Here is a 1898-nt window from a genome sequence, read left to right on the forward strand (position 1 = left end):
GATCTGTACAAATTATAAAGGAAGTGAAAATATGAGCATAAAAATTATTACTGATAGTACATCATATATTCCACAAGAATATATTGATAAATACGATATAAAAGTAATATCACTAAATGTTGTAATGGATCTTGATAGTAGAAGGGAATTAGATATAGATAATATAACTTTTTACGATGAAATGGATAAAGCTAGTGAGATTCCAAAGTCATCACAACCTATCCCAGAAGAAATGTTAAATACTATGAAGGAAATACTAGATAATGGAGATTCTATAGTAGGTATTTTCTTATCTTCAAAAATGAGTGGTACATATTCAAATGCATGCATGATGAAAAACATATTATTACAAGACTATCCAAATGCTAATATAGAAATAATAGACTCTACTACTAACTGTATGCAGATGGGATTTACAGTTATAGAAGCAGCTCGTGCTGCAAGTGAAGGTAAATCTATAGAAGAAGTTGTAGAAAGAGCAAATTATATTATAAATAATAGTCGTTTCTTATTCACTCCAGAAACCTTAGCATATCTAAAAAAAGGTGGAAGAATAGGAGGGGCATCGGCTTTATTAGGTGGAATATTACAAATAAAACCTATCTTAACCGTAAAAGATGGTGAAACATCAGTATTTAAAAAAGTTAGAACTAGAAAAAAAGCAGTAGATACTTTAGTAGAAACATTTTTACAAGATATCGAAGAAAAAGGGCTTGGCGATGTAATAGTACATTATATAAATTGTGAAGAAGAAGGTGCTAAACTAGCAAAGCTTTTAGAAGAAAAGTTGGGAAGAGAAGTAAAAATGCAATCAATAGGACCTGTTATAGGACTTCATGTTGGACCTGGAAGTATCGGACTGGCTTATTATACAAAATAAATTATAAAAAGGACGATATTTATCGTCCTTTTTATAATTTGCTTTAATTAAGAATATATATTTTATAAAATAAGTCTTTATATAAAACTTAAAACAAATATATAAGACATAAAATATTATATATTGTAAAAAAAGACCTCTATTATTAAAATAGAGATCTTAAATGGGGGAGATTGAGTATATTTGATTTTACACTTATATTATTGGCATATTATAAAAAAATATACATACATTTAATATTTTTTTATAAAAATCATATAATTAAGTAAATATCTTAACAATATTTATGAACTCACATTTTATATTCCTATGAATATAATAAAATAAATGAGGTGGAGGTATCATGGAATCTAGAACATATAAAGATAATTTTAGAAATTTGATACTCGATATGGTACAAAAAGAATTTGATAATTATGTATCACAAAGGGGTGCAAAAAAATTTTTTGAAGCTAATGTAGATAGAGTAATAGAGGAAAATATACAACGAGTTCAAACTAGAAAGAATAATGAAAATCTGTATTTAAGAGTACTAACTTATGGTTCATATCAAGAAAATGTCGTATCAATAGCGAAACTTATTAAAAAACAAGAGTTTTTCAGATCTAAACAAGAAATTTATAATTTTGCAAAATATCTCAATCTAAATGTAAATAAAAAACTTTCTTATAATCAAATGTTAAGAATTATATCAAAATATATTTATGATAACAGAGATTTATATTCACATAAGTATATTATTTATAGAAAGTCTGATAAAGACTATATTGTAAATCCTGAAATAGTAAAGGAAGATTTAATTGAAAGTTATAAATCAAAAACAAGAGAAGAAATGAAGTCAATAGCAAAGCTTTTAGATGTTGAGATAGATGAAGATGAAGGAGCAGAAGATATAAGAAAAAAAATAATAAACAATATAATAAAGCAAAAACTTAAAAAAAATAAATAATATAAATAACAAAATAAATAATCAACGGATAAAAGGAGTAATATTATGCAGACTTATTTAAATGAGAAT

Annotated in this window: 2 protein-coding genes; both read left to right on the forward strand. The window is 25.1% G+C overall.

Annotation, left to right across the window (positions count from 1 at the left end):
- Positions 1-31: 31 nt before the first annotated feature.
- Positions 32-880: a DegV family protein gene (locus tag I4U58_RS13660; RefSeq protein WP_195931882.1), complete on the forward strand. Its 849-nt coding sequence runs from the start codon at positions 32-34 to the stop codon at positions 878-880.
- Between the two features lie 343 nt (positions 881-1223).
- The gene (locus tag I4U58_RS13665) at positions 1224-1829 is read left to right on the forward strand and encodes a hypothetical protein (RefSeq protein ID WP_195931883.1); all 606 of its coding nucleotides are present in this window, start codon (positions 1224-1226) and stop codon (positions 1827-1829) included.
- Positions 1830-1898: the final 69 nt, after the last annotated feature.

The sequence above is a fragment of the Clostridium sp. 1001270J_160509_D11 genome, from assembly GCF_015667935.1.
Lineage (GTDB): Bacteria > Bacillota > Clostridia > Peptostreptococcales > Peptostreptococcaceae > Intestinibacter.

What these genes read in the sequence shown, in the direction of transcription:
- I4U58_RS13660 (WP_195931882.1), top strand. Translation starts at nt 32, where the DNA reads ATGAGCATAAAAATTATTACTGATAGTACATCATATATTCCACAAGAA.
- I4U58_RS13665 (WP_195931883.1), top strand. Translation starts at nt 1,224, where the DNA reads ATGGAATCTAGAACATATAAAGATAATTTTAGAAATTTGATACTCGAT.